This is a genomic window from Nocardioides sp. R-C-SC26 (assembly GCF_021246465.1).
Classification (GTDB): domain Bacteria; phylum Actinomycetota; class Actinomycetes; order Propionibacteriales; family Nocardioidaceae; genus Nocardioides.
In genome coordinates this window covers 264,906-290,170 of sequence record NZ_JAHRHK010000002.1, presented here as the reverse complement: position 1 = coordinate 290,170, position 25,265 = coordinate 264,906, and the positions used below count along the sequence as shown (strand labels likewise).

General features: G+C 71.3%; 22 protein-coding genes and 2 tRNA genes. 7 read left to right on the top strand and 17 right to left on the bottom strand.

What is annotated here, in order from left to right; genetic code table 11:
- The first annotated feature begins 61 nt into the window (after window positions 1–61).
- The gene (locus KSO97_RS03085; RefSeq protein ID WP_232676423.1) at window positions 62–1,498 is read left to right on the top strand and encodes a DUF1800 domain-containing protein; all 1,437 of its coding nucleotides are present in this window, start codon (window positions 62–64) and stop codon (window positions 1,496–1,498) included.
- Window positions 1,495–2,796, top strand: coding sequence for a DUF1501 domain-containing protein (locus KSO97_RS03080; RefSeq protein ID WP_232676422.1), 1,302 nt, complete (start codon window positions 1,495–1,497; stop codon window positions 2,794–2,796). Before KSO97_RS03085 ends, KSO97_RS03080 begins: the two co-directional genes overlap by 4 nt.
- A gap of 95 nt (window positions 2,797–2,891) precedes the next feature.
- Here the strand turns inward: KSO97_RS03080 and tig are convergent, their stop codons facing one another.
- From tig to KSO97_RS03010, 14 genes are all read right to left on the bottom strand, one after another.
- Window positions 2,892–4,280 (bottom strand): trigger factor, encoded by a 1,389-nt coding sequence (gene tig, locus KSO97_RS03075; protein WP_232676421.1) that lies wholly within the window; start codon window positions 4,278–4,280, stop codon window positions 2,892–2,894.
- A 204-nt stretch (window positions 4,281–4,484) separates the two neighbouring features.
- Window positions 4,485–4,557 (bottom strand) — tRNA-Pro (locus tag KSO97_RS03070).
- A 45-nt stretch (window positions 4,558–4,602) separates the two neighbouring features.
- A tRNA-Gly gene (locus KSO97_RS03065) sits at window positions 4,603–4,676 on the bottom strand.
- 106 nt (window positions 4,677–4,782) lie between these two features.
- Window positions 4,783–5,817: a PP2C family protein-serine/threonine phosphatase gene (locus KSO97_RS03060; protein WP_232676420.1), complete on the bottom strand. Its 1,035-nt coding sequence runs from the start codon at window positions 5,815–5,817 to the stop codon at window positions 4,783–4,785.
- Window positions 5,818–5,976: 159 nt separating this feature from the next.
- The gene (locus tag KSO97_RS03055; protein WP_232676419.1) at window positions 5,977–6,813 is read right to left on the bottom strand and encodes an Fpg/Nei family DNA glycosylase; all 837 of its coding nucleotides are present in this window, start codon (window positions 6,811–6,813) and stop codon (window positions 5,977–5,979) included.
- A gap of 9 nt (window positions 6,814–6,822) precedes the next feature.
- Window positions 6,823–7,332: a ribose-5-phosphate isomerase gene (locus KSO97_RS03050; protein ID WP_232676418.1), complete on the bottom strand. Its 510-nt coding sequence runs from the start codon at window positions 7,330–7,332 to the stop codon at window positions 6,823–6,825.
- Window positions 7,333–7,337: 5 nt separating this feature from the next.
- On the bottom strand, window positions 7,338–8,729 hold the full coding sequence (locus tag KSO97_RS03045) for an FAD-dependent oxidoreductase (protein WP_232676416.1): 1,392 nt from the start codon (window positions 8,727–8,729) through the stop codon (window positions 7,338–7,340).
- 133 nt (window positions 8,730–8,862) lie between these two features.
- Window positions 8,863–9,402, bottom strand: coding sequence for a flavin reductase family protein (locus tag KSO97_RS03040; protein ID WP_232676415.1), 540 nt, complete (start codon window positions 9,400–9,402; stop codon window positions 8,863–8,865).
- Window positions 9,399–9,971 (bottom strand): NADPH-dependent FMN reductase, encoded by a 573-nt coding sequence (locus KSO97_RS03035; protein ID WP_232676414.1) that lies wholly within the window; start codon window positions 9,969–9,971, stop codon window positions 9,399–9,401. The genes KSO97_RS03040 and KSO97_RS03035 overlap by 4 nt, the downstream gene beginning before the upstream one ends.
- On the bottom strand, window positions 9,968–11,128 hold the full coding sequence (locus tag KSO97_RS03030; protein WP_232676413.1) for an LLM class flavin-dependent oxidoreductase: 1,161 nt from the start codon (window positions 11,126–11,128) through the stop codon (window positions 9,968–9,970). The genes KSO97_RS03035 and KSO97_RS03030 overlap by 4 nt, the downstream gene beginning before the upstream one ends.
- Before the next feature lie 12 nt (window positions 11,129–11,140).
- A complete protein-coding gene (locus KSO97_RS03025; RefSeq protein ID WP_232676412.1) occupies window positions 11,141–12,367 on the bottom strand; it encodes an SfnB family sulfur acquisition oxidoreductase in 1,227 nt (408 codons plus the stop codon).
- Window positions 12,367–13,491 (bottom strand): dimethylsulfone monooxygenase SfnG, encoded by a 1,125-nt coding sequence (sfnG, locus tag KSO97_RS03020; protein WP_232676411.1) that lies wholly within the window; start codon window positions 13,489–13,491, stop codon window positions 12,367–12,369. Before sfnG ends, KSO97_RS03025 begins: the two co-directional genes overlap by 1 nt.
- A gap of 191 nt (window positions 13,492–13,682) precedes the next feature.
- Window positions 13,683–15,029: an acyl-CoA dehydrogenase family protein gene (locus tag KSO97_RS03015; protein WP_232676410.1), complete on the bottom strand. Its 1,347-nt coding sequence runs from the start codon at window positions 15,027–15,029 to the stop codon at window positions 13,683–13,685.
- Between the two features lie 11 nt (window positions 15,030–15,040).
- A complete protein-coding gene (locus KSO97_RS03010) occupies window positions 15,041–16,297 on the bottom strand; it encodes an acyl-CoA dehydrogenase family protein (RefSeq protein ID WP_232676408.1) in 1,257 nt (418 codons plus the stop codon).
- Window positions 16,298–16,478: 181 nt separating this feature from the next.
- Between KSO97_RS03010 and KSO97_RS03005 the strand changes: the two genes are divergently transcribed.
- The 3 genes from KSO97_RS03005 to KSO97_RS02995 are packed head-to-tail and all read left to right on the top strand — an operon-like array spanning window position 16,479 to window position 19,617.
- Window positions 16,479–17,462 (top strand): LysR family transcriptional regulator, encoded by a 984-nt coding sequence (locus KSO97_RS03005; RefSeq protein WP_232676406.1) that lies wholly within the window; start codon window positions 16,479–16,481, stop codon window positions 17,460–17,462.
- Window positions 17,463–17,466: 4 nt separating this feature from the next.
- Entirely contained in the window at window positions 17,467–18,510 is a 1,044-nt protein-coding gene (locus tag KSO97_RS03000) for a DUF4349 domain-containing protein (RefSeq protein ID WP_232676405.1), read from the top strand.
- 33 nt (window positions 18,511–18,543) lie between these two features.
- Entirely contained in the window at window positions 18,544–19,617 is a 1,074-nt protein-coding gene (locus tag KSO97_RS02995; protein ID WP_232676404.1) for a low specificity L-threonine aldolase, read from the top strand.
- 25 nt (window positions 19,618–19,642) lie between these two features.
- On the opposite strand, the gene hemE is transcribed toward KSO97_RS02995, so the two are convergent.
- Window positions 19,643–20,725 (bottom strand): uroporphyrinogen decarboxylase, encoded by a 1,083-nt coding sequence (gene hemE / locus KSO97_RS02990; RefSeq protein WP_374198436.1) that lies wholly within the window; start codon window positions 20,723–20,725, stop codon window positions 19,643–19,645.
- Between the two features lie 64 nt (window positions 20,726–20,789).
- On the opposite strand from hemE, the gene KSO97_RS02985 reads away from it, so the two are divergent.
- Both KSO97_RS02985 and KSO97_RS02980 read left to right on the top strand, forming a co-directional pair.
- Window positions 20,790–21,410 (top strand): DUF3000 domain-containing protein, encoded by a 621-nt coding sequence (locus tag KSO97_RS02985; protein WP_232676402.1) that lies wholly within the window; start codon window positions 20,790–20,792, stop codon window positions 21,408–21,410.
- On the top strand, window positions 21,407–22,708 hold the full coding sequence (locus KSO97_RS02980) for a ribonuclease D (protein ID WP_232676401.1): 1,302 nt from the start codon (window positions 21,407–21,409) through the stop codon (window positions 22,706–22,708). Before KSO97_RS02985 ends, KSO97_RS02980 begins: the two co-directional genes overlap by 4 nt.
- 129 nt (window positions 22,709–22,837) lie before the next feature.
- On the opposite strand, the gene KSO97_RS02975 is transcribed toward KSO97_RS02980, so the two are convergent.
- Both KSO97_RS02975 and KSO97_RS02970 read right to left on the bottom strand, forming a co-directional pair.
- Entirely contained in the window at window positions 22,838–24,238 is a 1,401-nt protein-coding gene (locus tag KSO97_RS02975) for an ABC transporter substrate-binding protein (RefSeq protein WP_232676400.1), read from the bottom strand.
- Window positions 24,239–24,591: 353 nt separating this feature from the next.
- Window positions 24,592–25,194 carry a hypothetical protein gene (locus tag KSO97_RS02970; protein ID WP_232676398.1) on the bottom strand — a complete coding sequence of 201 codons (603 nt, stop codon included), beginning with the start codon at window positions 25,192–25,194 and terminating at the stop codon, window positions 24,592–24,594.
- Window positions 25,195–25,265: the final 71 nt, after the last annotated feature.

Here is a 25,265-nt window from a genome sequence, read left to right as displayed (position 1 = left end):
GTTCACTAGACTCGGCTGTGATCCCCCACGCAGAGCGGCCTCCACGCTCTACCCTGCGGGAGTGAGTGGCTCCCTTCCCCCCTCGACACGCCATCTGCTCGACCGGTTCAGCTTCGGCGTGACCGACGAGCTGGCCGCCGACGCGCGGGCGCGTGGCGCCGACCGATGGTTCGAGAGCCAGCTGGCGCGCTCGGGCACCGAGTCGCTGACAGCTCAACTCATCCCGCTGTGGTTCCCCCTGCTGCGCAACCTCCCGCAGGTCAACTGGGCCACCAGCATCACCGGCGTCCGATCCGCCGGCACGCAGGGGCGCGAGCTGGTCGGCTACAACTTCGCGCGCCGAATCCACAGCAGGCACCAGGTCTATGAGTCCATGGTCGACTTCTGGTCCAACCTGCTCTACGTCCCGATCGCCGAGGACCGCTCGTTCCCTTACCGGGCCGACTTCGAGTTCACCGCGATCCGGCCGCACGCGCTCGGCACCTACCGCGCGATGCTCAAGGCGGCGATCAAGCACCCCGCCATGACGCTCTTCCTCACCAACGACCTGAACCACAAGGGCGGCATCAACGAGAACCTCGGGCGCGAGCTCCTCGAGCTGCACACCGTCGGACGCCGCTACTCCGAGCGCGACGTCCTCAACGCCTCCCGGATGCTCACCGGCTACACCGTCGACCTCTCCCGCGACTACAACGCCGCCTACGACGCCAACCGGCATCACACCGGCACGATCAAGGTGCTCGGATTCCGACACGACAACCGCGCTCGCGACGGCCGCGCCGCGCTCGACGCGATGCTGGACTACCTGGCCCGTCACCCGTTCACCGCGCGTCGTATCGCCGAGCGCCTGTGCACGAGATTCGTCAGCGACGACCCGCCGGAGCCCATCGTGCAGGCCGTCGCGCGCGCCTACCGCTCGAGCGGCACCGACATCCGCGCGACGTTGCGCGCCCTCGTGCGACACCCGGGATTCCAGAAGTCGCGCGGCGCCAAGGTCTGGACGCCCGGAGACGACGTCGTGCGCACCGCGCGGGTGATGGGCCTGCAGCCCCAGGGCGCCCTCCTCGGTGACGACGCCTTCATCGGACGCCTGATCACCACCGCGCGCGACATGGGCCACGTGCCTCTGACGTGGCCCCGGCCCGACGGCTGGCCCGAGACCTCCAGCGACTACCTCTCCGCGACGCGGGTCCTGCGCAGCTGGCACCACCACTACGCCCTCGCCGCGACCCGGAGCGACCTCTTCCGCAACGTCATCGTGGCGCGCAAGTCCACGCAGCTGCCGACGTCCTGGCCGCGCACCCTGAGCGAGGTGGTCCAGCATCAGTCGCAGCGTCTGATCGGCAGGCCGGCGACGCGAGAGCTCATCGCCACCGTCGCCTCGGCCGTGGGCCGTTCCACCTCGCACCGTTACGGCAGCGCGGCCGCCGTGTCCGACCGCGACTACCAGATCATCCGCGGCACCGTGCTCAACTCACCGGCAGGATTCGTCCGATGACCGACACGACCTCATCCGGCTCGCTGAGCCCCGTCGACGCCTGCGGATGTGACGACTACCGCGGGCTCTCCCGCCGCGGACTGCTGGCCGGCGCGGGCGCGGCCGGGCTCGCCGGTGTGACGACGTCGATGGTCGGCGACGTGATGACCGCAGCCGTCTACGGCGCCCCGGCTGGTCCGGGGGCGAACGCCGGCAACGTGCTCGTGGTGGTCTCCCAGCGCGGCGGCGTCGACGGACTCTCGATGGTGGTGCCGCACGCCGAGGCCACCTACTACCGGGAGCGGCCCACCACGGCACTGCGCAAGCGTCAGCTGCTGCACGCCGACTCGACCTTCGGCCTGCACCCCTCCTTCGCACCGCTCTCGCGGATGTGGCGCAACGACGCGTTCGCCGCGATCCACGCGGTCGGGATGCCGATCCCCAACCGCAGCCACTTCAGCGCGATGGAGGAGATCGAGGACGCCGACCCCGGCAGCCGTGAACGGATCGGTTGGCTCAACCGGATGATCGGCGCCTTCGCCACCGAGGACGTCTTCCGGGGCGTCGCGGTCGGCACCAACGTCGTGCCGACGTCGCTGGTCGGACCGTCCGACGCCGTGGCCATCGCCTCGCCGTCACACCTGGAGACGCCGTTCGCCGGTACGCCGTCCGGGACGGCGCTGCGGCGCGGCCTCCGCGCCATGTACGAGGGCGGCAACCACCCCGTCAAGCAAGCCGGCATGAACGCGCTCTCCCTGGCGCATCGCGGCCTGCAGTACTCCGAGTCGGCGGCGAAGACTCCCCGCAACGGCGCGAAGTACCCCGATTCCGGCCTCGGCAGGTCGCTCCGCGACGCCGCCGCGCTGATCCGCTCAGGCGTCGGCGTGCGTGCGATCGCCGTCGACTCCGGCGGCTGGGATCACCACCTGGCGCTCACCTCGTCGATGAACCAGGGCGTCAGCGACCTAGCGTCGTCGCTGGCCGCGTTCTTCACCGACCTCGGCCCCGTCGGCAAGCGTGTCACCGTGGTGACCCTGAGCGAGTTCGGACGGCGACTCAACGAGAACGGTGCCGCCGGTGTCGACCACGGCTACGGGAATGCCGTCCTCGTGCTGGGAGCCGGGGTGCGTGGCGGCCGCTACTACGGCCGCTGGCCCGGCCTCGGCACCACCAAGCAGGTGGAGGGCGATCTCGCCGTCACGACGGACTACCGCAACGTGATGGCCGAGATCCTGCAGACCCGCTTCCCCAGCATCGACACGAGCGCGGTCTTCCCCGGCGTCACCTACGACCGCGTCGGGTTCATGCGCCGCGCCTGAGGCGTTGACCCGTCTTTGCTTGAAGACGGGTCAACACCGAAAACGACGTTGACCCGTCTTCACGTGAAGACGGGTCAACGCGAAGGCTCGAGCAATCAGGCCTCGGAGTTCTCCTCGGCGGGCCCGCTCTCGGCGTCGGCCTCGGCCTCGGCCTTACCGATCGTGCCGTCGGGGCGCAGGTTCTTCAGCTCGACCACGTTGCCCGAGGCGTCCTTGACGACGGCGCTCTCCACGATCTGGGCCAGGGCCTTCCCGCGCAGGATCTCCTGCACGAGGTCGGGGATGTGGTTGTGCTCGAACATGTGGTTCGCGAACTCCTGCGGGTCCTGACCGGACTGCTGGGCGCGGCGCACGAGGTGCTGGGAGAGCTCGGCCTGGTCGATGCCGAACTCCTCCTTCTTGGCGATCTCGTCGAGCAGGAACTGCGCGGCGACGGCGTCGCGCACGCGGCGGTCGAGGTCGGCCTCGAACTCCTCGACGGTCTGCCCCTCCTCCTCGAGGTACTTCTCCATCGTCATGCCGGCGTACATCATCTGCTGCTCGACGTTCTGACGGCGGGCGTTGAGCTCGTCGGCGACGAGCGACTCCGGCAGCGGGATCTCGACCTTCTCCAGGAGCACCTCGAGGACAGCGTCGCGAGCCTCGGCGGCCTGCTCCAGGCGCTTGCCGCGGCTCAGGCGCTCGCGGACGTCGTCGGACAGCTCGGCCAGGGTGTCGAACTCCGACGCCGTCTGCGCGAACTCGTCGTCCAGGTCCGGCAGCTCCTGCTCCTGCACCTGGGTCACCTTGACGGCGACCTCGACCTTCTCGCCGACGAGGTCGCCACCGACGAGCTCGCTCTCGAAGACCTTCTCCTCGCCGGGAGCCAGGCCGACCAGCGCCTCGTCGAGGCCGTCGATCATGCCGCCGCGACCGACGCGGTAGGACATGCCCGACACCTCGGCCCCGTCGACGACCTCGCCGTCGCGGGTGGCCTTGAGGTCGATGACGACGAAGTCGCCGTCAGCCGCAGCTCGCTCGACGTCGGCGAGGGTGCCGAAGCGCTCGCGCATGGCCTGCAGCTGCTCGTCGACGTCAGCGTCGCTGACCTCGACGTCGTCGACCGTGGCCTCGATGCCCTCGTACTCCGGGATCGTGATCTCAGGACGGATGTCGACCTCGGCGGTGAACTCGAGGGTCTCGTTGTCCTCGAACTTGGTGACCTCGATCTCGGGCTGGGCCAGCGGCGTCAGCTCGTTGGCCTCCAGCGCCTCCATGTACTTGGCCGGGACGACGTCGTTGATCGCCTGGTCGAGGACCGCACCGCGGCCGACCTGACGGTCGATGACCATCGGCGGCACCTTCCCACGGCGGAAGCCGGGGATGTTGATCTGCTGGGCGATCTGCTTGTACGCCTTGTCGAGGCTCGGCTCGAGCTCCTCGAAGGGCACCTCGACGGTCAGCTTGGCCCGGGTCGGGCTCAAGGTCTCGACGGCGCTCTTCACAGGTGTTCTCCTCATGGGTGACGGGATCGTGGCGACCTGCGGGCGCGGACGACGTCCGACACTCCGACAGACCTGGCGGCCGTGACGCCGGCCGACCCGACATGCTACGGCCTCGGCGGGGCGCACTCCGAACCGGCACCGCTGGTGGGCACGCCGAGAACACGACAGCAGCGCCACCCGAGACGGCACCGAACCATCCGGAGGTCGGGGCGACAGGACTCGAACCTGCGGTCTCCTGCTCCCAAAGCAGGCGCGCTAGCCACTACGCTACGCCCCGCCAAAGCGGCGTCCAGACCGTCTGCCAGCGCCCGGATCGCAGCCTTGGAGCGGATGACGGGAATCGAACCCGCGTAATCAGTTTGGAAGACTGAGGCTCTACCATTGAGCTACATCCGCGTGCGCCGTCCGCGGTGTCGAGCAGGTGCTGACGGCGTCGCTCATCGTGCCACATCGCAGCCTGGCCGCATCAATCGCGCCCCGTCGGACGGTGCCGTCGTCTCGGTCAGTCCCGGTGGACGACGACGAGCGCGCGATCGTCGTCCTTGGATCCCAGCGTGCGGGCCAGACGCGCGGCGGAACCGTGGAAGGACCCACGCAGCTGACCCTCGGCCTCCCCCAACATCCGGTCGATCCCGAGGTCGATGTCGCGATGCCGCTCCTCGACCATGCCGTCGGTGTAGAGCAGGACGGCGTCGCCTGGCGCGAGCCTGCCGCGCACCGAGGTGAACGTGGCGTCGTCGACGAGTCCGAGGATGGGGCCCTCGGTGTGGAGCACGTCCCACCGTCCGCTGCTGGCGGTGCGCCGAACGGCCGGCGGGTGCCCCGCCGCGCGCACCTCGAAGTCACCGGTCTCCAGGTCGAGCCAGAGATGGATCGCGGTCGCGAAGCCCTCCTCCCACCCCTGCCTCAACAGGTAGGAGTTGGCAGCGGGGAGGAACCAGGCCGCGGGCAGCGCGCCGAGGATGCCGCCGAAGGCACCCGACAGCAGGAGCGCGCGGGTACCGGCCTCGACGCCCTTGCCGGAGACGTCGACGACGACGATCTGCAGATGGCGGCCGTCGCTCGCGCGGGAGGCGACCAGGAAGTCGCCTGCGAACGCCGTCCCGCCGGCGGACTGCAGCGCCGACTCGACCGTCCACCCGTTCGGCAGCTCGGGGATCCCGCCCTGGTTCTGGATGCGGTCACGCAGGTCGACGAACATCGCCTCCCCGCGCAGGCCGGCGACGCCGAGTCGTGCGCGACGCGCGCTCGCGAGCAGCACGATCAACGCCACGATGAACTGCACCACCGCCGCCCCGACGACGCGCTGGGTCAGCTCGGTCTGCTGGCTGAGCGAGAGCGTCAACATCGCCATCACCACGATCACGAACCACGGCAACGTGCGCGGACCGAGCACGATGCTGCCCGTCACCAGCGGCACGATCAGGCTGGTGAAGGGGAACTGATCGGGCAGGTTGACCACCATCACGGTCAGCACCACCGTCAGCACGGACAGAGCGATGGCGATCCGGCTCTCCCACGGCACCCCGCGGCGCACGGCACCGACGCTGAAACGCGAGCGCGCGGGCCGAGAGGTCCGCGAGGACGTGGCGAGGGACATCAGGCTCCGGTTCGGACGACGGGCGGGAGGGGGGTCGAGGCGGTGCGGCCGAGACGGTCCGAGGGCGGCAGCGCCACTCCCGTGCCGGGTGCGCGCTCAGCGTACGGCGCGGGAACGGTACGCGGGTTGGCATCGCGAACACCAGAAGAGATTGCGACCCTCCAGTGCCGAGGTGGCCACCTTGCGGCCGCACACCCAGCAGGGCTGCCCGGTGCGGCGATAGACGTACACCTCGCCGCCGTGGTCGTCGCGCCGCGGCTCGCGTCCCATCGCCTCGGGCGTGTGCTCGGGGCGCACCGTGTCGATCCGCCCCGTCTGCACGCCCTCCGCCATCAAGACGCTGAGGTCGTCCCAGATCGCCGTCCACTGCGCGGCGCGCAGGGTGCCGCCGGGACGCAGCGGGTGCAGTCGCTGCCGGAACAGCACCTCGGCCCGGTAGACGTTCCCGACGCCGGCGAGCACCTGCTGGTCCATCAGCAGCGCGCCGATCGGCTTGCGGCTCCGCCGGATCCGCTCCCAGGCGCGGCCGGGGTCGGCGTCGGCGCGCAGCGGGTCCGGCCCGGACCTGGAGACCATGGTGGCCATCTCCGCGGGCGTCTTCAGATCGCAGGCGATCGCACCACGCAGGTCGGCATACGCGTCGGGCACGGCCAGGCGCATCCGCACCTGACCGACCGGCGCCGGAACCGCCGCCACACCCGGGTAGACGTCGAACGTGCCGATGAGCCCCAGGTGCACGTAGACGATGCGCTCACCCTCGAAGCGGATGAACAGCTGCTTGCCCCAGGCGCTGGCATCCTCCAGCACGGCGCCGTCCAGCAGCGCCGCGGATTCGGCGAACCGCCCCTGCGGGCTGGTCACCTCGAGCCGCCGGCCCGCGAAGACGTCGGTCAGCGCGATCGCCAACCGGTGGAGGGTGTGCCCCTCGGGCATGGTCGAGCCTCAGCTCTGCGGACCGTGGCCGATCGCGGACTCGGGCAGCGGCGGAAGCTCTCGACTTGTCTCGTAGTCGGCCAGTTGGCCGATCCGGCGCACATGGCGCTCGTCGCCGGTGAACGGCGTGGCGAGAAAGACCTCGACGAAGCGGGTCATCTCCTCCACCGTGTGCATCCGGCCGCCGACCGAGATGACGTTGGCGTCGTTGTGCTCGCGCCCCAGGACCGCCGTCTCCTCCGACCACACGAGCGCTGAACGGATCCCGGCCACCTTGTTCGCCGCCATCTGCTCACCGTTGCCGGAGCCGCCGATGACCACGCCGAGGCTGTCGGCTCCGTCGGCCCGCTCCGTGGCGACGGCCTCGGCAGCTCGCAGGCAGAAGACGGGGTAGTCGTCGAGGGCGTCGTAGACGAACGGGCCGTGGTCGACCGGCTCGTACCCGTTCTCGCCGAGCCAGGTCTTCAGGTGGTCCTTGAGCTCGAGGCCGGCATGGTCGGAGCCGAGGTGCACGCGCATGGTGCTCAGTCTGGCAGCGCCGCGCCCGTTCCGATGATCCGGGCGGCGCCCGCCTGCCCCGATGCCACGCACGCCGCGATCCCGACGCCGTCGTAGGCGGCCCCGCAGACCGCGAGACCGGCGACCGACTCCACGGCGGCGCGGACCCGCGCCACCCGATCGAGATGACCGACCTCATACTGCGGCAGCCCTCCGCCCCAGCGCTGCACATGCGTGGCGACCGGGACGGCGCTCAAGCCGGCCGCCTCGCGCAGGTCGGCCAGCGACCAGCCGACCAGCTCGGCGTCGGTGGCCTGGAGGCTCAGTTCGTCCCCGAGTCGACCCAGCGAGGTCCGCAGCACGACCAGGCCCCCGGCGTCCTCCCCGGCCCGGCGCACCCAGTCCCACTTCGCGAAGGAGAACGTCGCGGCCTTGATGCGCCGGCCGTCGACGGGTGGCACCAGGAACCCCGACTCGCGGAACATCTCGGGGAGCACCTGCGCCAGCCGGAAGGCCAGGGTGACCACGACGACCGACGCGTACTGGAACCGAGCCAACTCCGTCGCGGCCGAGGGGGCGACGCCGCCCAGGAGGCGCGCCGCCGGATGCGCGGGCGTCGCGACGACGACCTCGTCGACGCGCTCGGTCAGCGGCGCGGAGGCCGCCCCGGTGACGAGGAGGAAGCCGCGCTCGGCCCGCTGCACCTCGCGCACCATCGCGCCCGTGCGGACGTCGAGGCCGGCGGCCAGCGCATCGGCCAGTCGTGTCATCCCTCCGGGGATGCCCGCGAAGAACGGCGTCGGATCGACGGGGGGCGGCACCTCGCCGACCACTCCTCCGGCACTGAGCAACGGCACGAGCTGCGGCGCCGCGGCGCGGGCCGAGATGCCACGCGCGTACCCGGCGTACACACCGCCGAGAAGCGGCTCGACCAGCCTCTCCACGACCTCGTCGCCGAAGCGGTGCGCCACCAGCTCGCCCACCGAGATGTCGACCCCCGGGGCCAGGTGCGCCGCGTGCTGATGTCGCGCCCGCACCATGCCGTCATCGGTGAGGATGCCGGCGCCCTCGAGAGCGTTGAGATCCAACGGCGCGCCGAGCAGGGTGCGCGGCAGGCGCCGCAGACCTCCGCGGGTCCACACATGTGCCGCCGCGTCGGTGGGGTGCACGACGTCGAGTCCGAGGTCGGCGGCGAGCGCCACGCCTTCGGGGCGCCGGTTGACCATCGCCTCGGCACCGACGTCGACGACGACGCCGCCCACCTCGGCTCGCCGCAGCTTGCCGCCGACGCGGTCCGCGCCGTCGAGCACGACCACTTCGCGGCCGGCCCGCCTCAGCGCGTGCGCCGCCGTCAGGCCGGCGATCCCGGCGCCGATGACGGCGACCCGCCGCACCTCGGTGCCAGATGCGTCGGTCACGGTGTGCATGCGACCAGCGTCTCAGAGGCGCTGTCCCGCCACGCGGCCGGAGAGACGTGATGACTCACCTGGCCCGGTGACGGTCGCACAGCGACCTCCTCGACCACCGCGGGCGGCCAGCGCGAGCCGGACCTCAGGCGCCGACGGTCACCCGCCCGAAGCCGCTCCGGTGGAACACGAGGGGCGAGCCCGGGTCGTCGGCGGCGTAGCGCACGGCGTGCAGTTCGAGGAGCACGATCGTGTGATCGCCGGCCTCGACCTCGCGGTAGACCGTGCAGTCGAAGGCCGCGATGCCCTCGTCGAGCGTGACGGCGCCCTCGTCGGTCACGGTGACCGGGACGCCGTCGAAGCGGCGGTCGACGTCCCCGGCGAGCTGGCGGCACACGGCGCCGTGGTGCTCGGCGAGGATCGTCACGCCCACGTGTGCGGATCGTCGCAGGTCGGGCCACGTCTTGGAGGCCCGGGCGATCGAGAAGGAGACGAGCGGCGGCTCGATGCCCACCGAGGTGAACGAGGAGGCCGCCAGTCCGACGAGGCGGCCCTCGACCTGGGCCGCGACGGCGACCACACCGCTGGGGAAGACGCCGAAGGCGTCGCGCAGACGGCGGGGGTCGAGGTCCTGGTTGGTGGCGAAGGAGTCGACCGTGCCGACCGGCGGGTTGGTGATGCTCATGCGACGGCTCCTGTCGGGGTTGCGGGCCTGCTGGCGGGGGTGGCACCCAACAGCGCTCGAACGACGGGGCGCGACTCGGCGAGCCAGGCCCCGTACGACTCGGGATCGTCGTGGCGACTGTCGAGCACGAAGAGCGATCGGGTCACCACGAGCCCGCCGATCTCGGTGAGCACGGGCCGCAGCGTGTACTCCGCCGCCAGAGCGTGCTCGGAGCCGGCACCCAGCATGAGCGGGACGGCGATGCCGGTCAGGCCGGTTCCGTAGGTGGGTGCGAAGCGGTCGAGGAAGAGTTTCAGCAAGCCGGTGTAGGTCGCCTTGTAGGTCGGGGAGGCGACCACCACGAGATCGGAGGCCGCGACCTCGGCCACGATGCCCGTGACCTCGACGTCGTCGGGGTCGAGCAGCCCCGCACCGATCCGCGCCAGGTCGACGACCAGGCCCGGGTCCCGTCCGGTCAGCGCGTGCGCGAGATGGACCGCGGACCGCAAGGTTCGAGAGTCCGGGCGCGGATTCCCGACGACGACCGAGATCCGCGTACTCGCCTCGATCGGCTCGTTCGACCTACTCATGACGCCGCCGTGCGGCCGGCCGCGGCGAAGGGCACCGCGGTGGTGTGGTGACGCGCGGGCGCCGGGTGCTGCCAACGACCTCGTCGTTCCAGGATCGGCAGGACGCCCTCACCGAACCAGTAGGCACCTTCCAGGTGCGGGTACGCCGAGAGCACGAACTCGCTGATGCCGAGGTCGGCATACTCCTCGACCCGGTCGGCGACCTCCTCGTGACTTCCCACGAGCGCGGTGCCGGCACCACCGCGCACCAGGCCGACGCCGGCCCAGACGTTCGGGTAGACCTCCAGGCCGTCGGTGCTCCCGCCGTGCAGCTCGAGCATCCGCCGCTGCCCCTCGGACTCGCTGCGTCCGAGTCCGGCCTGGACGGTGGCCAGGGTTGCGGGGTCCACGCCGGCGAGCAGCCGGTCGGCCTCGGCCCACGCCTCCTCGCTGGTGTCGCGGGTGATGGTGTGGAACCTGATGCCGAAGCGCAGCTCACGCCCTTCCTCGGCGGCGAGCTCACGGATCCAGGCGATCTTCTTCGCCACCGCCTCGGGCGGCTCACCCCACGTCAGGTAGACGTCGGCGTGCCGCGCGGCGACTCGGCCGGCGGCGGGCGAGGAGCCGCCGAAGTAGATCTCGGGAAGCGGGTCGGGGATCTGGCCGAGCCGGCCGGCATCGATGCGCAGGTGCTCCCCGTCCAGGTCGACGGTCTCGCCTGCCCACAGTCGTCGCACGATGTCGAGGAACTCATCGCACCGGGCGTAGCGCTCGTCCTTGTCGAGGAAGTCTCCGAACATGCGCTGTTCGTGGCTCTCCCCTCCGGTGACGACGTTGAGCAGCAGGCGCCCGCCGGTGAGGTTCTGGTACGTGGCGGCCATCTGCGCAGCGAGGAACGGCGAGACCAAGCCGGGCCGGAAGGCCACCAGGAACCGCAACCGCTCCGAGAGCTGGCTCAGCATCGCGGTGGAGACCCAGGCGTCCTCGCACCACGCGCCCGTGGGCGTCAGGGCGGCCTCGAAGCCGTTGAGCTCGGCGGCACGTGCCACCTGGCCCAGGTAGCCCAGGCTGGCGGGACGTCCCGCCTGACCGGCGGCCAGGCCGTGACCGCCACCGACCATGTGCCGACCGTCGCCGCCGTTGGTGGGCAGGAACCAGTGAAACCTCAGCGATGACACTCTTCTTCTCCTTCAGATCTGACCGTGGCGCGGCGGACGTGTGCCCTCGAGGGACCATCGGCCGAGGTGGTGGATCTTCCATTGCGCCGGGTCGTGCAGGGTGTGGGTGCGTGCATTGCGCCAGTGGCGATGGAGGTTGAGCCCGTCGAGCGCAGCACGGGTTCCTGCCACCTCGAACAGCCGGCTGGAGGCCTCGATCGACGCCGACGTCGTCGCGGCACGCGCTGCGGCGACCGCGAGCGAGGCGGCGGCGGCGGCGTCGGCGTCGAGGCGGACGTTGGCCCGATCGACGGCGCGAGCTCCTTCGGCCACGAGCGCCTCAGCCGCCCGGACGGCCACCTCCATCTGACCGAAGGCGTGCACGATCAGCGGGTCGTCGGCGGCCCGCTCGACCTGGGCATCGGGGTACGGCCGACTGCTGCTGCGCACGAAGGCGGCAGCCTCGGTCAGCGCGGCACGCGCGATGCCGGCATCGAGTGCAGCATGCAGCACCTGGGCGAACGAGCCGTACGTCGAGGGCTGTTCGAATGTCAGGTGGTACGGCGTGATCCGCGCGTCGGTGACCACGACGCCGTCCAACCGGACGGTGCCGCTGCCGGTCGTGCGTTGGCCCATCCCGTCCCAGTCGTCGATCACCGCCAGGCCCGGTGCGCCGCGCTCGACCCAGGCGATGTGCAGCGGCCCGTCATCGTCGAGGTGCGCGAGCACCGGGATCCAGTCCGCGAACAGCGCACCGGTGCAGTAGCCCTTCTCGCCGGAGAGGATCCAGCGGTCTCCCGCGTCGCCGTCGGGGCGCAGCGTGGTGGCGTGGTCGCGCACGTGCTTGCTGCCCACCTCCGACTGCGCATTGCCGAACCAGCGTCCGGCGAGGACCTCATCGAAGAAGAACCGCTGCTGACTCGCCGTCCCCCGCTGCCGGAGAGCGTTGACGTACACGAAGTGGCTGAGCGGGATCTGGGCGATGCTGGGATCGCCGGTGGCAAGCAGCCGGAAGACCTCGGCGACGACCTCGACGGTGAGGTCGGCGCCTCCGTAGGCGGCCGGCACCGTGATCGCGAGCAGTCCGGACGCCGCGAGCTCGGCGAGCTCCCGGGCCGGCAGCTCACGCTCGGCGTCGCGGCGAGCGGCGTCCAAGGCGAAGGTGTCGGCCAGAGCCGCAGCTGCGGCGCCCGCCGACTCGGCCGTCAGGTACGGAACTCCTCGGCGTCCCTGGCGCGGTTCGTTGATCGTCGCGACCATCACACGGCCGCGAGCTCTGCGGCTTCGAGCTCGCGCACGATGGGCAGGATCTCCCGACCGAAGTACTCGACGTCCTCGAGATAGTGGAGGAAGCCGAGCAGGAAGAGGTTCACGCCACGCTTCTTGTAGTCGATCATCCGGGTGGCGATCTGCTCGGGCGTGCCGATCAGGCCGGTGCGGAAACCGTCGTTGTACTGGACCAGGTCGGCGAACTCGGAGTCCTGCCACATCCCCTTCTTGTCACCGGTCGACTGACCGGCCTGCTTGACGGCGGAGCCGAAGCCCTCGACGGCCTCGCGGTCGGCCTTGGCGACGATCTCGCGCAGCACCTCGCGCGCCTCAGCCTCGGAGTCGCGACCGATCAGGAAGCCGTTGACGCCGAACCGCACCGCACCGCTGCGTCCGTGGACGGAGGCGACGTCGTTGACGTCGCGGATCTGCTCGGCGATGCCGTCGGGGGTGTTGCCGTTGGAGAAGTACCAGTCGGCGACCCGGCCGCCCATGCCGCGAGCATCGGTGGAGTTGCCGCCCATGAAGATGTCGGGGTGGGCCCGACCTGCCACCTGCGCAGGCTTCGGCTTCAGGTCGAAGTCGTGGAGCCGGTAGAAGTCGCCGTTGAACTCCGCGTGCTCGGACGTCCAGAGCTCGCGGACGTAGCGGATGAACTCCTCCGAGCGGCGGTACCGCTCGCCGTGCTCGAGCCACGGCTCGCCGAGTTTGGTGAACTCGTCCTTGAACCAACCGCTCACCACGTTGATCGCCAGACGGCCGTCGGTGATCTGGTCGGCCGAGGCGATCCACTTGGCGAGCACCCCGGGATGCCAGAGTCCGGGGTGGATGGCCGCGATCACCTTCAGGCGCTCCGTGGCCAACGCCAGCGCCAGGCTGATGCTGGTCGACTCGTGCTGGTATGCCGCGCCGTAGGAGGCGATGTACCGCACCTGGGAGAGGGCGTATTCGAAGCCGTTGTTCTCCGCGAGGATCGCGAGCCGCTTGTTGTAGTCGTAGCTCCAGTCGGTGCGCTGCTCGATGGTGCTGACGACCAGGCCGCCGCTGACGTTGGGCACCCAGTAGGCGAACTTGAGCGGCTCGTGGAACGAAGCCGGCAGAGGGGCGTTGCTCACAGCGGAACTCCTGTCATGCGATTCGGGTTATCTTTAGCGACTTTATTGGATTAAACGGATCAACCCAACTCGGCTCGCCTGGCGGACGCCGCTTGCCGTCTCGGCAACGACGACGGGGCGGTCGGTGGACCCGATGACCACCTTCCGCCCCGTCGGACGTCGCGTCGGCACGACGTCGGATCACCGCGTCCCTAGCGCGACGACCAGTCCTGATCACGCTCGGTGGCGCCGATCGCCCACGCATACGGCGGCGGCGTGCCGTTGACGACGTGGTCGCCCACCACACGTGCCTTGAAGATGCGCGGGTTGTGGGAGGAGACCGTGCGCGCGTTGCGCCAGTGCCGGTCCAACCCCTGGGTGCGACCCGTGGCCGAGGCCCCGAGCGTGTCGAAGAGGTCGGACGTCGCACGCACGACCAGCTCGGTCACCACGACCTGCGCCGCGGAGGACTCCACCTCGGCGGCCTCGTTCGCCGCAGCCACCCGCTCCGGCTCGGAATCGGCGCGCGAGACGAGGTCGGCGACGTCCTGGAGGGCGGCTGCGACGCGGATGGTCGCCGCCTCCGCGACGTAGACCGACGCCGCGATCTCGCCGATGCGCGCCAGGACCTGCGCGTCGTCCCGCACCCGAGGCGCGTTGCCGTGGGAGTAGGTGCGGTCGCGGGAGCGCACGTGCGTGACGGCGTCCGCGAGCGCGGCGCGGCCGATGCCGCTCAGCGTGGCCAGCAGATTCACCTGGTAGAGCGCGGTCTGATACGGGAAGCGCTCGCCGAACGGCAGTACGTCGACGGCGGGCACGTGGGCACCCTGGAAGGTCGCGGTGCCGCTGCCGGTTCCGCGCTGCCCGAACCCGTCCCAGTCGTTGAGGACGCTGACGCCTGCTTGGCGGGTGTCGACGAGCGCGATGACGAAGTCGTCGTCACCCTCGGGGTTGACCCGTCGGGCGTAGACGTCGGCCCACTCGGCGTAGATCGTGCCGGTCGTGTAGAACTTGCGGCCGTCCAGGCGGTAGTCCCCGCGATCGGTGCGGAGCAGTTCGGTGCGCTGGGTGTCGATGCGCGTCCCCCCGGTCTCCGACCACGCGTTGCCGGCGATCTCCCCCGCAGCGAACCGGTGGAACCAGGGCCGCTGGTCGCGACCGCGGGAGTGCTGCCACAGCCGGTCCTCCACGAGCGCCGCGTGACCGCGGAGCGCCTGGGGCAGGTTGGCGCCGGCGGCCGCGAGGCCGATCCAGAGCTGCGTAAGCCCCACCAGGCTCGCCCCGCGGCCGCCGTGCTCGCGCGGCACGCGAAGCGCACCGAAGCCGGCCTTCTTCAGCAGCTGCACCTGTGCCACCGGCAGCTCCTCGTCGAGTTCGCGCTGCACCGCGCCGGCGGCGATCTCCGCGAAAAGTGGCGCCAACTCGGTACGCAGGTTCTCGATCAAGGGCGTGCGCTGCACCGGGCGGTCGAGGAACGGCAGCGCCCCGACCCCTGCTCCCCCGACGGGCGCACCGTCGGCGTTCGCGAGATCTGCTCGCGTCGTGGACTCCGTGGTCATCGCAGGCCCGCTCACGTGTACCACGTCGGCTCGGGGATCTCCCCGAGCAGTGCGTACCGGCCCACCTCGGCACGCTTGTGCGCGACGGGGTCGTGCAGGGAGTGCGTGCGGATGTTGCGCCAGAAGATGTCCAGGCCGACCGTCGACGCGGTCGCGCGGGCACCGGTGACGCCGAAGATCCGCGTGCCGATCCCCAGTCCGACATCGATCGCCACCTGTTTGGCCGCGGCGATGACGACCGCCGCCTCGCCCCGCTCGGCGGCGGTCACGGAGTCGGCGTGGGCGTTGATCTCCTCGATCAGGCCGGCCGCGCGCTCCGCGAGCGCCTCGGCCGCCCAGAGCTTGGAGCGCAGATCGCCGTAGGCCTCCAGCACGTAGAACTCGTCGGTGGCACGGGCCTTGAGGTCGTGGCTGTAGGGCCAGGCGCGGGTGCGCTCGCGCGTGTAGGTGGCCGCGGTGGCCAGCGCGCCCTCGGCGATGCCGAGGTAGATGTTGGCGAAGATCAGCTGGATCAACGGCACGTTCAGGGTGTTGTACACCCGCGGCTGGAACGACCACACGCCGTCGACGACGGCGTATCCCGCCGCCGCCGCGCGGGGAACCCGCACGCCGTCGATGACGACGCCGCCACTCTCGGTGAGCCGTTGGCCCAGGCTGTCCCAGTCACCCTTGAACCGGATGCCGGCCTGGTCGGTCGGCACGATCGCGAAGGCGTGCTGATCGGTGCCCTCGATGACACCTTCGAGCACGGTCACGTCGGAGACGCGACCGCCGGTGGAGAACGACTTCTCGCCGAAGTAGACGAGATCGTCGCCCTCGATCCGGATGGAGAGGTCGGCATCGCGCGGGTTGACCGCTCCCCCGAAGAACCACTGCTCACGCGTGGCCTGCTCCTCGACCGCGACGATCTGCTCGGGCGTGCCGACCAGGCGTGCCGCCCAGGCCCACAGGTAGTGGTAGCCGAGCAGCTGGCCGATCGACCCGTCGCCGGCGGAGACCGCCCGTACCACCCGCAACGCGGTCGTCCAGTCCTGCCCGGCGCCGCCGTGCTCGACCGGCCCCAGCAGCGTCACCAGGCCCGACTCCTTGAGCAGGCGCACCTCGGCGTGCGGCGTCTGGTTGGCACGGTCGCGCTCGACGGCGTCCGCAGCGAGCGTCGTGGCGACCTGCCGCGCACGTTCGATCCAGTGGTCGGGCGACGCCAGGGCGTCGTCGGGCCGCGCCGCCGTGGTGCTGCCCGGCGCTTGCGTGGGGACTTGCAGGGTCATCTCGGGGGGTCTCCTGTCCGTGTTGAACTTTGTCTAGTAACTTACTTCCCTTAAGGGCATCGTTCACGTCCCCCGACCTCGGCGTCGCCGACCCCCAGCGAGCCGCGACCGATCACCCCGATCACCGGTCGACCCCTGTCGAGCAGCACCACTCCCCCGTCCCACCCGCCCGAGGAGCGTCATGAGGATCGAACAGCTGGAGTACCTGACCGCCGTGGTGCAGCACGGCTCGTTGCGACGCGCGAGCGAGCAGCTCCATCTCTCCCAACCGGCGCTGAGCGAGGCCCTGAGCAAGCTCGAGCGCGAGCTCGGCACCGCGCTTCTCGACCGCCATCGCTCAGGGGCTCGGATCTCGGCCGCGGGCCGCCGCCTCTACCAGCACATCGTCGACGTCCTGGACGCCGTCGACCGCCTGCGGGTCGCCGCGGGCGACCCGAGCATCGAGCTCCGGCCGGTTCGAGTCGGCACGAGCGCCGGCGACTCCGGCCTGGCTGCGGCGATCGCGCACTGCCGGACCGCCCATCCCGAGCTCCGAGTCGACGTGCGGACGCTGACCGCAGCCGAGGCCGAGCGGGCTCTCCTCGACGGACGGATCGACCTGGCCCTGGTCGAGCACCTCCTCGACGAACCACCCGCCGTCGAACGCGACGTCGAGCAGGTGCAGTTGGCGACCAGCGCCCCCGTCGCGGTGCTTCCGGCCGCACATCCGCTGGCCGGCCGCCCGTTCCTCACGCCCGACGACGCCGCGCGCGCCGTCCTCGTGCACCCGCGGCCGGGTCACGTCCTGCATCGGCTCGCAGCGCGCATCCTCGGACCGCGGACCGGCCACACCCACCACGTCGACGACTCGACCGGCGTGCTCACGCTCGTGGCACGCGGCGCGGGGCTGGGAATCCTGCCCGAGCATGCCGTCGCGGGCGATCCGCTCCTCCTCTCGGGCACCGTCGTGGCGCGTCCGCTGGGCGGCCCGCAGCCGGCCGTCGCGCTCGTGATCCGCACACGCCGCGGCACGAGCGGCCACGCGACGCCGTCCGACACGGTGCGTCGAGCGCTCCTCGAGCAGTGGAGCGCGCCGGGCCCATCGATGGCCGCACCACCGGCCGACGCAGCCGCGGGCATCGCCGCCGAACTGCGCGGAACCCCGGGCGAGGTCGCCACGTCGTAACGGCATGGACCCGCGACCGACGTCTCCCGCCTCTGCTCCCGTTGCCGGAACGGACCGTCCGCTGCCGCTCACCCGGTCGCTCGCGGCCGCCGCGGCGTTGGCACTGCTCGCACTGGCCGGGTGCTCGTCGTCCTCGGACAGCGCGTCGGCAGGCGACGGCGACGCGATCGGCCGGGCGGCGACGACCGACGGAGGGGCGCCCGCCGCGGCCACGGAGTCGCGCAGCGAGCTGGCCTACGGCGACGCGGACAATGCGTTCAGCGCGCTCTCCAGCGCCCGCGACGCCGGAGCCAGCAGCGCCACCGCGGAGGAGCCCACGACGCCGTCGACGCCGGGCGCGACCCGCGCCCTGATCAAGCAGGGCAACGTCGCCCTGCGATCCGACGACGTCGGGGCGGCGCGGTTCGACGTCCAGAAGATCGTCGACACCTACCGCGGCGAACTCGCCGAGGAGTCCACCGAGGCCAGCGAGGACGGCGAGCCCGAGCGCGCACGGCTCGTGCTGCGGGTGCCCGTCGCGGCGTTCACCGACGTGATGGGCGAACTGGAGGAGGTCGCCGACCTGATCAGCACCACCAGCTCGGTCGAGGACGTCACGACCCAGGTGATCGACACCGGCGTGCGTGTCCAGCTGCAGCGGCGCAGCATCGACCGGATCAGCGAGCTGCTCGACCGGGCGAGCAGCATCCGCGACATCGTCAACATCGAGCGCGAGCTGTCGCGGCGCGAGGCGGACCTCGGCTCACTGGAGAAGCGGCAGACCTTCCTGCGCGGCCAGGCCGCGCGCTCGACCATCACGGTCTCGATCGAACGACCGGACGAGAAGGAGGGGGTGACGGAGAAGAAGGACGAGGACGGCTTCGTCGCCGGCCTGGAGAAGGGCTGGGATGCCTTCACCGGTGCGACCGTCGGTCTGCTGACCGCACTCGGTGCGGTGCTGCCCTTCGCCGTCCTGCTGGCGCTCCTGTGGGTGCCGGGCCGGGCCGTCCTGCGCCGCCGGCACGCGCACGCCCCGACCACCTCCGCGACGTCACCGGCCACCCCCTGACCGATCGCGCGGCGGCGCGGCGATGATGGACCGGTGAACCGCATCTCTCCTCTCGCCGCACCTCTGGTCGCCCTGCACGACCGCGACCAGCGGGGGTTCGCCAGTGACAACTACGCCGGCGTGCATCCGCAGGTGCTGGAGGCGATCGCCGTCGCCAACGGCGGGCATCAGACGGCGTATGGAGACGACGTCTACAGCGCACGGCTGACCTCGGTGCTGAGCGAACGGTTCGGCAAGCCCGTCGAGGCGTACCCGGTGTTCAACGGGACGGGGGCCAACGTGGTGGCGCTCCGCGCGGCCTGCGAACGCTGGGAGGCGGTGGTGTGCACCGACAGCGCACACATCCACGTCGACGAATGCGGTGCTCCCGAGGCGATGGGCGGGGTGAAGCTGCTCGTCGTTCCCGGAGTCGACGGCAAACTGGTACCGGCCTCCCTCGACACCCTGGGCACCCGCCGCGGCGACGAGCACACCGTGCAACCGCGAGTCGTCTCGATCACCCAGGCCACGGAGCTGGGCACGGTCTACACGACCGAGGAGATCGCGGCCGTCGTCGACGCCGCACACGAGCGCAACCTCCTCGTCCACGTCGACGGCTCCCGGCTCGCCAACGCGGCCGCACACCTCGGCGTCGACATCGGCGCCATCGTGGGCGCCACCGGGGTCGACCTGGTGTCGCTGGGCGGCACGAAGAACGGCATGCTGATGGGCGAGGCCGTCGTAGCACTGAACCCCGACGCAGCACGTGGCTGGAAGTTCGTGCGCAAGCAGTCGATGCAGCTCGCCTCGAAGATGCGATTCGTCTCCGCCCAGTTGCTCGCGCTCTACGAGGGCGACCTGCACCTGCAGACCGCCGGGCACGCCAACGCCATGGCGGCGCGACTCGCCGACGCCGTCGCCGGCCTCCCGGGGCTCACGTTGCGCCCGGTGCAGGCGAACGCGGTCTTCGCGACGCTGCCGATCGAGGTGTCCCTGCGATTGCAGGAGCGCTTCCACTTCTACTTCTGGAACGAGACCACCGGCGAGGTGCGCTGGATGTGCTCGTGGGACACCACACCGGCCGACGTCGACGCGTTCGCCGCGGCGATCCGCGCCGAGCTGACCTGACCGGAGAGGTCGGCCCGCCCGTCCGTCAGACCAGCGGGTAGCTCTGGACGAACTCGGTGAGTCGCTCGAGCTGTGCGGGGTCGGTGCTCGGGATGACGCCGTGACCGAGGTTGAAGACGTGACCCTTCGCGGCCCGGCCGGCCTCGATCACGGCCGCGGCGCGCGCCGTCATCACCTCGGTGGGCGCGAAGACCAGGGTCGGGTCGAGATTGCCCTGCACCCCGCGATCGCCGACCTCGCCGATCGCGGTCCCCAGCGGCGTGCGCCAGTCGACACCGACGACGTCGGCACCCGCCTCACCCATCAGACCGAGCAGGTTGGTGGTGCCGACGCCGAAGTGGATGCGTGGCACGCCGAGCTCGCCGGCCCGCGCGAGGACGGCGGCCGAGTGCGGCATGACGTGGTCGCGGTAGTCGTCGGGCGTGAGCGCACCGGCCCAGGAGTCGAAGAGCTGGACGGCGGAGGCGCCTGCAGCGACCTGGACGTCGAGGTAGGCGGCGGCGATGCCGGCGATCTTGCGCATCAGGGCCTCCCACACGTCGGGTGCCCCGAACATCATGGCCTTGGTCTTGGCGTGCTCCTTGGAGGGGCCGCCCTCGACCAGGTAGGAGGCGACGGTGAACGGCGCTCCGGCGAACCCGATGAGCGGGGTCGGACCGAGCTCGGCCACCAGCCCCCGCACCGCCTCGGTGATGTAGGGAACGTGTTCGGGCGTCAGGTCGGGGATCGCCTCGACGTCGGCCAGCGTGCGCACCGGGTTCTCGATCACCGGACCCACGCCCGGCTTGATGTCGAGGTCGACGCCGACGGCCTTGAGCGGCAGCACGATGTCGGAGAAGAAGATCGCCGCATCGACGCCGTACCGTCTGACCGGCTGCAGGGTGATCTCCACGATGAGCTCGGCGTTCATGCAGGACTCCAACATCCCGACGCCCTCGCGCACCTTGAGGTACTCGGGCAGAGAACGTCCTGCCTGGCGCATGAACCACACCGGCGTGTGCGGCACGGGCTCGCCGCGCAGCGCCTTGCAGAAAGCCCCCTCGCTGGGCTGACGCGGGTCAGGCACGGTCTGATCGGAGCTCGCGGTCACACCCCGATCCTCCCCCATCGCCCCCACACCCCCACGGCGTGTTCCGACGGCGGATCGCGGAGACCCGACCTACGCTGACGACATGGTCGCGCCGCAGGAGTCCAACCGGGACGCCGGAGCCGCCCCTGCGGAGTTCCGCGAGGCGGTGCTCGGCATGCGCTCGGCCACCCTGCGTCCGGAGATCTTCTGCGAAGAGATGCCGGCACCCCAGCGGATCGCGCCGTACGCCGCGGCGCTCAGCGCCGACGTCACCGTCGACGGCCTGGAGATCGGCACCGGTCGGATCATCCTGCTCCACGACCCCGCCGGGAACGACGCCTGGGACGGCGACTTCCGCTGCGTGGCCTACTGCCGTAGCGAGATCGAGCTCGACCTGGTCACCGACCCGATGCTCACCCACGTCGGCTGGACCTGGCTGATGGACGCGCTGGAGAGCCACGGCGCGGAGTTCACCGCGGCCTCCGGCACCGTGACGAAGGTCGCCACCGAGAGCTTCGGCACGATGGGCGAGGAGGAGGGCACCGCTCAGGTCGAGGTGCGTGCCTCCTGGACACCCGTGCTCGGCGCCGAGGGTCTCCAGATCACCCGACACGTCGAGGCATGGGGCGAGCTGCTGTGCACCGCATCCGGCCTGGAGCCGGTGCCCGCCGGCGTCGCCGTCCTTCCGAGCCGGCGCGGCCAACGGGGCGCCGCGGGCCGATGAGCGGCCCCGCAGCATCGCCATCGACTGCATCGACCCCCGAGCCTGACGACGTCGCAGGCGATGCGCCCGACGTCGAGTCTCCCGTCGAGCCGCTGGCCGAGCTGCTCGTCCTGCGCGACGGTCTGCCTCCCGTCACCGAGACACCCGACGAGCTCGCCGCCGTCTGCGCTCGTCTGGCGAGCGGCACGGGGCCGGTCGCCATCGACGCCGAGCGGGCGTCGGGCTACCGCTACTCCAACCGCGCCTACCTCGTGCAGCTTCGGCGCGAGGGTTCGGGCACCGCGCTGATCGACCCGATCGGTCTCGACTCGCTCTCGCTCCTGCAAGAGACCCTGGCCGGCACCGAGTGGATCCTGCACGCGGCAACCCAGGACCTGCCCTGTCTCGCTGAGGAGGGACTGCGGCCCTCGGCGCTCTTCGACACCGAGCTCGCCGGCCGCCTCCTGGGCTACCCGCGCGTCGGCTTGGCCACGCTCGTGGAGACCCTGCTCGGCCACCGGATGAAGAAGGAGCACTCGGCCGCCGACTGGTCGACGCGCCCGCTGCCGGAAGCCTGGTTGGAGTACGCCGCACTCGACGTCGAGGTGCTGGTGGAGCTGCGCGATCGACTCGCCGTCGAGCTCGAGGTGGCCGGCAAGGCCGAGTGGGCGCGGCAGGAGTTCGAGCACCTGCGGCACTTCGAGCCCACCGTGCGGGTCGATGCCTGGCGCCGCATGTCGGGTGTGCACCGGATGCGCGGGCTGCGCGACCTCACCGCGGCCCGCGAGCTCTGGCTCACCCGCGACGCGATCGCGCGCGAGCGCGACGTGACCCCGGGGCGCATCCTTCCCGACTCCGCGATCGTCGCCGCGGCGACCGCTCACCCGACGGATCGCGACAGCCTGCGCGCGACCAAGGGCTTCCACGGCCGCGGCGCAGACCGCTATGCCGCGCGATGGGTCGAAGCGCTCACCCGTGCTGCGGAGATGGGTGAGTCGGAGATGCCCGAGCGCTCCCCGCGCGGTGACGGCGTCCCCCCGCCGCGCGCCTGGGCCGACAAGGACCCGGTCGCCGCGCGCCGGCTGTCGGCTGCACGCGAAGCCGTCGCCGCACTCTCCGAGGCGCAGTCGGTGCCGCCGGAGAACCTGCTCACTCCCGACACGCTGCGGCGCGTGCTCTGGCGCCCGCCACAGACCCGGATGCCCGGCGAGCTCGTCGACGCCGTCGTCGCCCAGCTCCAGGACCTCGGCGCCCGGGGTTGGCAGATCGCGCTGACCGCACCGCTGATCACCGACGCGATCCTCTCCGCCGAGACCTGAGGGGTCGGCGCACTCGCAGAAGGGCCCGCCCCGGGTTCGGGCGACCTGCCGGACCTCGACCCGAACCCAGACCGCGCCGGAATCCACGGCCGCCGCGTCCGGCGCGACCTCCGGCGGATCAGGCTCGGATCAGTCCTGCGTCGGTGACGGCGAGCCCGGCGACGAGGGCGACGGGGACGGGCTCGGCGAACCCGTCGGGCTGTCGGGTACGTAGTCCGGGTCGATGATCGGGCGCGAACTCTCGTCGATCAGCGCCGCCGAAGCGCCGAGGTCGTCGATGACCGGGTCGACGAACAGCCGCCGAAGCGCAGGCGCGACCGCCATCTGGAGCGCCTGGTAGTCGACCTGCATCGGCAGGGTCACCATCGAGTCGACACTGGCGTTGAACACACCGGCGTGCTGCGGCTGCTCCTGCGGCTGGAGGAAGGCCTCCGAGCGGGCCACCGCCAGATTGGCCGGCACGATGTAGCCGGCTCGAGCCACGATCGAGGCGCCGTCGGTGGAGATGGCGCGCACCAGGAAGTCCGCCGCGCGCTGCACGCTGCGACCCTTGCCGATGCACAGGCCGGTCATCTGACCGATGGTCGCCTTGTCGTCCAGCTTCGGGATCGGCAGGACGTCGAACCTCAGCCCGTCGACCTGCCGCAGCTCCGGCGTCAGCGACCGGTATCCCTCGATCATCGCCAGCTTGCCGCGTTTGAACCACGCGAGCGGCGACGCCTTGCGCAGCTGGGCGTCGTTGAGGGTGAACTGCGGGTTGCGGGCGAGCTCCAACACGCGCGTGAGCGTCTCCTGGTTGGCATCGCTGGCGAGGGCCAGGGAGCGCGGGTCGCTGTCGTTGTCGAAGAGGGAGCCGCCGCCGGTGTAGAGGAACGGAGCGATGCTGCGCAGCGTCGGGTCCAGGCTCAGCCCCTTCGTACCCAGCCGCGGACGGCTCGCGAATCGTGCAGCGGCCTCGAACTGGTCGAAGTCCCAGCTGGTCAGCGATTCCGACGGCACCGGCAGACCCCGTTCGCGCATCCGCGTGAAGTCGACCAGATCGGTGTTGTAGTAGACCACCATCGGCGAGACGTCGTACGGCATGCACTGCAGGTCGTTGTTGGCCGAGAAGCCCTCGAGCGCATCGTGCTCGTAGCCGTCGCCGTAGCTGATGTCACGTTCCTCGAGCAGCCCGAAGAGCGGCACGTTCAGTTCGTTCTCGACGACCGTGGCGAGGTCGGCGCGTGCCAGCAGGAATACGTCCGGCACGGTGGTGCCGCTCTGGATGTCGGCGACCATCTCCGCACTGGAGGGCCACGACTCCACCTCGACGCTGATCGTCTCCGCGGCGGCGTTGAAGTCGTCGACGAGCTCCTGGTAGGCCGCGACCTCGGGTGCTGAGCCGAACACCCCGAACGTGAGGGTGACCGGACGCGGAGGGGGCGGTGGCGCTGGGGGCTCCTGCGGCTCGTCGGTGCATCCGGCGAGTACCAGGGCTGTCACCGCTAGCGACGCCGCGACCGTGCGACGTCGTCGATTCCAGCGGCTCATCGGCCCTCCTGACTGTTCTGCCCCGACTCTCCTACCGGCGCGTACGGCCGCCGACGCTGTCGAACCGCCGGCGGCGCACAGCCTACCGAGGAGCCGAGGGCGAGCACGCCGGACCGGGAGCGCCTCACGGCGCGAGGCCGCTCGTAGCGGCTTATTGTGGGACCCGGGGCTGCCGCGGCCCGACGTGCTCATCGGCCAGCGTACGCCGTTCCTCCTGACACACCAGGCAGTTCGGCGGATGTCCCCGGGGCCTAGATCGCACGACGAGGGCAGGTGCCGGCCGGGCCCCGCCCCCGCATGCACCTGAGCACCGGGCCGACGCCCACCGGGCCTGCCCCTCTCCGCGCGACCTTTCAGGCCAGCCGACCGGCCAGCTCCAGATGGCCGGCCGCCTCGACCTGCTCGGCCATCCGCAGCATCGGGGCGACGACGTGCGGATCGAGCGCGAGGTCGGCCCGCCCCGCGGCCACGACGCGGGCGAACGCCGCGGCGCGGAGCAGCACATCGGCGAAGTCGGCGGTGGCGATACCGGTGAGCACCTGGTCGACCATCACGCGCAACTCGTCGGGCCCAGGCGGATCGGCCACGCCGGCCACGACCTCGTGCACCTCGGCGATGCGCCGACCGGCCGCGAACTCACGGGCGGCGCCGTGCGGGTCGGCGTGCACCCACGAGCGGAGCGCGTAGAGCCGCCAGAGGCAGCCCGCGAGCGAGTCGGCGGGGGCACCGGCCCACAGCTCCGCGATGGTCTCGATGCCCTCCTCGTCCGCCAGGCGCAGCAGGCGGCCCGCGACGGCGTCGTCGTCGCTGCCCCGGGCACCGCGGACGAGCAGGGTCGCGGCGACATCGGCAGCCTCGCTGACCCGGGCCGGATCGGCACCACCCTCGAACTCCTCGAAGTAGCCCGACCACCGCGCGAGCGGGCGATGATGCGGGCGCGGGCTCGGTGAGGTCACCGCGCCAGGCTACGCCGCGATGGGTCGAGGACCGGTCGCAGAGCGAGGCTCCTGGACCACCGTGGCACCGG